Annotated in this window: 3 protein-coding genes and 1 pseudogene; 1 reads left to right on the top strand and 3 read right to left on the bottom strand. The window is 74.1% G+C overall.

The features are described from left to right. From ACFV4F_RS32095 to ACFV4F_RS32085, 3 genes and pseudogenes are all read right to left on the bottom strand, one after another. Positions 1 to 318: pseudogene (locus ACFV4F_RS32095) on the bottom strand (hypothetical protein); the annotation flags it as partial. 169 nt (positions 319 to 487) lie between these two features. Further along, positions 488 to 4,078, bottom strand: coding sequence for a DUF4132 domain-containing protein (locus ACFV4F_RS32090; protein WP_380507761.1), 3,591 nt, complete (start codon positions 4,076 to 4,078; stop codon positions 488 to 490). A gap of 101 nt (positions 4,079 to 4,179) precedes the next feature. After that, a complete protein-coding gene (locus tag ACFV4F_RS32085) occupies positions 4,180 to 4,680 on the bottom strand; it encodes an Lrp/AsnC family transcriptional regulator (RefSeq protein WP_380441435.1) in 501 nt (166 codons plus the stop codon). 149 nt (positions 4,681 to 4,829) lie between these two features. Here ACFV4F_RS32085 and ACFV4F_RS32080 point away from each other — a divergent pair, with 149 nt between their 5' ends. Then, positions 4,830 to 6,494, top strand: coding sequence for a histidine decarboxylase (locus ACFV4F_RS32080; protein ID WP_380507758.1), 1,665 nt, complete (start codon positions 4,830 to 4,832; stop codon positions 6,492 to 6,494). Positions 6,495 to 6,588 lie beyond the last annotated feature (94 nt).

Raw genomic sequence — 6,588 nt, 5'->3', positions numbered from 1 at the left:
GGTCTGTTTTTCCTCCCCCCGCCCCCCCCCCGGGCGGCCCGGCCGGCCCCGGGGGGGGGGCGCCGCCCCCCCCCCCTCGACCAGGGGCCGCCGCCCCTGGCCCACCGGGTGCGGCCCGGTGGGCTCGGGCAGCGTCAGCCGCCCCGGGGCTCCGGCCGTCGGGGTCGTCGGGGCCGTCGGGGCCGGCGCCGCCCACGCGGGGCCGGCGACGGCGGCGAGCGGCACGGCGGCCCCGGCGGCCAGCGCGGCGCCCAGCATGCGGCGGCGCGACAGGCCCGTGCGGCCGGTGGGCGGTGCGGCGGTCGGAGTGGTGGTCACGAGCCCTCCCCAAGGTCACGGATCGTCAGTCATGCCGCGACGGAAGGTCCGTGGGCACGGGAGGAACGCTGTCACGTGCCCTCCCGGTAGGGCATCGGCCCACGGATTGATCACCCGTGCGGGATTTGGCCCACGGGTTTACACCCGTGGGCCTATGCCCGCACGGAGGCTACGGCGCCGTCACCGCCTCCAGGTCGGCGAGGAGCTCGGAGGCCACGACGGGGTCGAGCTCGCCGAAGGTCGCCGGGTACTCGGTCCTGCTCCAGTGGTCGCGCGGCGTACGGTCCAGCCAGACCGTCTCGAAGGTCTGGTCGGGGAACTCGTCGACGACCCCGACCCAGATCCCCTCGTTGAGCGCGATGACGAGGTGGAGGTCCTCGCCGAGCTTCTTGGAGAACCAGCGCTCGATGCCCGCGTCCTGCGGTTGGCCGCGCTCCCAGCCGCGTTTGGTGAGTCCGAGTAGGCGGCCCGTCGGCACCGTTTGACCCTCGAACCGGTGCAGGTGGCTGACGGCGGCCTCCTCCGGCGTCACCGCCCGCACCGGGCGCGCGAGTTGCGGGAACGGCTGGGCGATCCCGTGAGCGGCGGAGCGCTCCACCCACGCCGCCACGGCCGCCTCGCCGAGGAGCAGTGGGTGCGGGAGGCGGACCGTCGCGTCCTCGGGAAGGACGAATACGGAGTCCTCGACGTCCGCGAAGCTGTGCTCCCCGGTGACGCGGAAGGCGGTGGTCGTGCCGTCCGTGCTCTCCGCGAGCCAGACGAGGCGCCGCACGAGGTGCTGTACCAGCGGGTGCTGGACGAAGAGCTCCCGGAACTCGCCGGCCGTCCAGGTGCGCCCGGCCACCATGGCCGCCTCCAGTCGGCGTATCTGGTCCGAGGCGATCGCCCGGACCTCCTTCTTCAGTGCGACGAAGCGCTTGCGCTCGGCCGGCGCCAGCTCCTGGTCGTCCCGGACGCCGGGGGCGGGCAGGTCCTTGAGCCGTTTGCCGTCCCCGTCCAGCACGTACGGGCGCAGTTCCTCGTCGAACCCGACGGTGAAGCGGCGCGGGCCGTAGTCGACGACCGTCGTGCCGTCCGGGTCGAGCCCGAGGTCAGGCACGAGCCGGTCGGAGAGCTGCTCTCCGGTGAGGCCCAAGCCCTCGGCGACCTCGGCGATCTTCTCCTGGGCGCGTTGCTTGAGCGCCTTGAACCTCACCCGCTGGGCGATGGTGTGCAGGTGCAGGAGGGCGACGTCGCTCCCGATGGCCGCCAGGACGGACAGGCCCTCGACGGCGCGGTGGTGCGCGTCCTGCCCGGGCCAGGCGCACAGGAGCGGGGTGAGCCGGCGGACGGTGTCGTCGTTCCCGAGGAAGCCGAGCGCGTGCAGCGTCCACGTTTCCGGGGCGGGCATCCCGGCCAGGTGCCACTCCTGGAACAGCGCCCACGCGAAGGCGGTCAGCGAGTCCGCACGGCAGGCCTCGACGACGGTGGCGAGCGCGGGGTGGGGCGCGCCGGGTCCGGACAGCGCGAGGATCGTCAGCACATGCCCGACGGCCTCCTCCGGCAGGGCCCGACCGTCGGCCAGCAGTACCTGCGGGAGCAGCGCGGGCCGCGCCCACGCGGGCAGGACCGGCAGCTTGGCCGGTACGCCCGTCGCGGCAGGGTCCGTGTCGAGTGCGTCGGCTGCGATCTCCGCGGCCTCCGTGCCGTACCGGTCGGCCACGGCCGCGAGGAGGACCTCCGGGCTCTCGGCGGCCGCGACCGCGCGCAGCGCCTCCTCGGCGGCCTTGCGGGCTCGCCCGGCCGGGCCCACCGCGTCGGGGACGAGCAGCAGCGCGGCGGCCACGCCGTGCCGCTCGAACCACGAACGGGCCTCCGACCGCATGGACTTGAGCCGGACCAGGCAGTCGGCCATGATCCGCGCGGTGTCGGCCGAGAGGAACGGCGCGAGCAGCGGTGCGTAGCTCGCCGGCCTGGTGCGTGCGAGCGACACGGCCGTCGGCAGCACGGCCGGACCGTACCGGGCGACGAGGGGAAGCAGCGGCTCGTGCCCGTAGTAGTGGGCGTCGGGCCGCCAGGTGCGGAGCCAGGAGGCGAGCTCTTCCGCGGGCCCCATCATCAGCAGCCGGACCGCGTACCAGTGGCTGCCGCCACTTCCCACCAGGACCCGCGCCGCCTCGGCCGCCCAGTCCGTCGACTCCGGGTACTCCCACCCGCGGTAGTCCGCCGCCCTGGCGGCCCAGCTCTCCCGCTCCCCGGGAAGCCAGGCCTCCACCGTCACGTCGTCCGGCTCCAGGCCCTTGAGCACGCGCGCCTTGCGGGGCGGCGTCGGCTTGCGCGTCCACGGCGGCGAGACCAGCACCGGCGGCAGCGCCTCGGCGGGCGCGTCGGGTACACGGCCCCGGACGCCGTCCAGCGAGCCGACCAACTCGGCGGAAGTGTCGTCGAGTTGCGCCAGAATCGCGGGCAGGTCGGCCAGGTGCAGGAGCGCGTGGGTGGTGAGGAGCCGCCGTGCCGCCGGCGCCGCGCTGCCCTCCTTGAGCACGGCCTCGGCGAGCAGCCGCGTGGCGCGGACCGGGTAGCGCTGCATGGCGTCCTGGAGCGCGGGCCGGACGTGCTTGTCGTCGATGCGGGCGAGCAGGAGGCGGAAGGCGTCGTCGGTCGGGAACCGTGCCACGGCCGCCGCCATGGCCCGCACCGCGTCGCCGCCGTAGACGATGGCGAGCGCCTCGCCGAGGAGCGGCACGCACGCCGTACCGACGGCGTCGGCGAGCGTGGCGACGAGCGCGACCGACCAACTGGGCCACATGTGCTTGGAGTAGGGGCCGAGGCGCTCCACCTGCCCGGGGTCGTCGAGCGAGCGGAGCAGCATCGGCCGCAGCTGCCGCGCGTCGTCGCCGTAGTCGGGCTCGTCCGCGACGCACTCGTCGGCCCAGCCGGGGGTGCCGGGAGCGAGATACGTGGCGACGGCACGGCGAAGCGGCGTGGTGCGGAGCGTCGCGAGGGTAGCGACGACGCCGTCGTACGTCGCCTCGTCCGCGACGGAGAGCAGTGCCCGCACCCGGTCCGCCGGCCCCACCGTCAGGTGCAACGGGAAGGCGTCCTTCGGCCCCAGGGACCGCAGGCGCGGCTGCGTCCGGTCGTGGTGGCCGTGGCCCCACGTCGCCTCGACACCGAAGGCTTCCACGACTGCGCGTGCGGCGAACACGAGCCCGTGCCGGACCACCCACGCGTCGGTGAACAGCACCGCGTCCACCCGGGTCTGCATCGAACCAGGGAGCAGACTCGCGACCGCGACGGCGCCGAGCGCGTCGGCCTTCCCGGCGAGGAAGGCGCGGGCGGCGCGGACCAGCTCCGGGTCGGAGTGCGGGGACGCCAGGGCCTGCTCGATCCACTCCCGGTCGGTCGCGATGTGCTGCTCCGCCGTGGCCAGGGACTCCGGCGACGGCGCGGTCACGGCGCGGGCCGTCCTCCCGCGGCGCGGCTCGACCAGTTCCTTCCACGCGGCCGGCATGACGAAGGCGTCCTCGTCGGGCAGCGAGGCGGGCAGGTCAGCGTCGGCCGGGACCGACCGGGTGCCCACCTCCGCGTACCCCTTGCGCTCCTTCTCCGCGACCAGCTTCCCGAGCTGCGCCAGCGCTGCCTCGGCGGAGCCCAGCCCCTTGACCTGCGCCCGCCCCTCCGTGCCGATCCGGCCGTAGCGCACGCGCACCGAGGTGCCCTCGACCGCCGCCTCCCAGAACTTCGCGGATCCGTCCGCCACGAACTCCCAGCGCCGCACAGCCCCTCCTACGCCTTCCGCAACCCCCACCGGCCCGTCCGGTGATCACCGAGGGGAACGCTAGCGGTACCCACTGACAATCGGGCCGGCTCCGGCCCAGGTCAGGGCGGGGGAGCGAGGTACCGGCGGCCGGGTATCTGCTCGAAGATCAGGTTGGTGCGGGTCTGGGCCACCGCCGGGTGCGTGGTCAGGTGGTCGACGACGAAGTCGCGCAGCGACTCCGGGCCGGCCACGCCGACGTGCAGGAGGTAGTCGTCGGAACCGGCCATGTGGAACACGGCCAGGACGCCGGGCAGGTCGGGCGCGGTGTTGCGGAAGCTCTCGTTCTGCTCGCGGGTGTGGGCGCGCAGGCGCACCGAGATCATCGCCTGGAGCGGCAGCCCGATGGCCGCCGGGTCGACCTCGGCGCGGAAGGCGCGGATGATGCCGCGCTCCTGCAGCGCCCGGACCCGGGCCAGGCAGGTGGAGGGGGCGATGCCCACGGCCTCGGCCAGGGCGTTGTTCGGGATGCGGGCGTTGTCGGCCAGGGCCCGGATGATCGCCCGGTCCACGTCGTCCACCGGGGTTCGGGCGGTCCGGGCGGCCTGCGGATTGTTCGGCATGCCCGCCAGGATCGCAGCCGTTCCCGAAGAATCGCAAACATGATCTAGTTCCGACCGAATTTCCTGCGGAGGAGCTTCTCAAGGGCGCCGGGAAGTTCCATCCTTGGGCCCGCAGCCCCTACGTTCTCGACCTCCCGGAGCGCCCCCGCATGAGCCCGACCGCCACGTTCAGCGCCGGCACCGCCGGCACCGCCGTCGACCCCGGCCCGGAGCTGGACGTCGCCGAGTTCGTGCTCCCCGCGGGCGGTCTGGACGAGACGCAGCGCCAGCACGCGCTGGACACGGTCGACGAGTACCTGTCGCGCAAGCGCAAGCACCTGGTCGGCTACCAGGCCACCCAGGACATGCAGGGCACCGCGCTGGACCTGGCCCGGTTCATGCCGAACAACATCAACAACCTCGGCGACCCGTTCCAGAGCGGCGGCTACAAGCCCAACACCAAGGTCGTCGAGCGCGCCGTGCTCGACTACTACGCGCGGCTGTGGAACGCGAAGCGCCCGCACGACCCCGCCGACCCCGAGTCGTACTGGGGCTACATGCTGTCCATGGGCTCGACCGAAGGCAACATGTACGCGCTCTGGAACGCCCGCGACTACCTGAGCGGCAAGGCGCTGATCCAGCCGCCGACGGCCCCGTTCGACGCGCTGCGCTACGTCAGCGCCGCGCCCGACCGCCGCAACCCCAACGCCCACCGCCCGGTGGCGTTCTACTCCGAGGACACCCACTACTCCTTCGCCAAGGCGGTGTGCGTCCTCGGCGTCGAGACGTTCCACGCCGTCGGCCTGGAGAAGTACGCGGACGAGTGCCCGCTGGTCGACCCGGTCACCGGGCGCCGCGAGTGGCCCACCGAGGTGCCCTCCCGACCCGGCCCGTCCGGCCTCCCGTGGGACGGCACCGGCGAGATCGACGTCGACGCGCTCGCCGTCCTGGTCGAGTTCTTCGCCGCGAAGGGCCACCCGGTCTTCGTCAACCTGAACCTCGGCAGCACCTTCAAGGGCGCGCACGACGACGTCCGCGCGGTGTGCGAGCGCCTGCTGCCGATCTTCGAGCGCCACGGCCTGGTGCGGCGCGAGGTGGTCTACGGCACCGACCCGGCCACCGGCGAGCCCCTGGTCGACGTGCGTCGCGGCTTCTGGATCCACGTGGACGGCGCCCTCGGCGCGGGCTACGCGCCCTTCATGCGGCTCGCCGCGACCGACCAGCAGTACGGCTGGACGCCCGAGGTCGAGCTGCCCGAGTTCGACTTCGGCCTCACCCTGCCGACCGCGGAGCACGGCGACGTCGACATGGTCTCCTCGATCGCCATGAGCGGCCACAAGTGGCCCGGCGCGCCCTGGCCCTGCGGCATCTACATGACGAAGGTCAAGTACCAGATCTGCCCGCCGTCCCAGCCCGACTACATAGGCGCGCCGGACACCACCTTCGCCGGCTCCCGCAACGGCTTCTCGCCGCTGATCCTCTGGGACCACCTCTCCCGCCACTCCTACCAGGACCAGGTGGACCGCATCCGCCGCGCCCAGGAGCTCGCCGGCTACCTGGAGCGCCGCCTGCGCGCGCTGGACGCGGCCCTGGGCGTCGACCTCTGGACCGCCCGCACCCCCGGCGCCGTCACCGTGCGCTTCCGTCAGCCCAGCGCCGACCTGGTGGCGAAGTGGTCGCTGTCCTCGCAGGACGTCGTGATGGTCCCCGGCGACGAGTCCACCCGCCGCAGCTACGTGCACGTCTTCGTGATGCCCTCGGTCGACCGGGCCAAGCTGGACGCCCTCCTCGCCGAGCTCGCCCACGACCCGGAGTACCGGGCACAGGCCTCCTGACGTGGGGGGGGGGGGGGGGCCCCCCGCGCCGCCCCCCCCCCGGCGGGGGGGCCCCCCCCCCGCGGGGGGCGCGCGGGCCCCTCGGGTAGAGGGC

Source organism: Kitasatospora sp. NPDC059722 (assembly GCF_042733235.1).
Classification (GTDB): Bacteria; Actinomycetota; Actinomycetes; order Streptomycetales; family Streptomycetaceae; genus Kitasatospora.
This window is presented reverse-complemented; position numbering and strand designations above follow the sequence as displayed.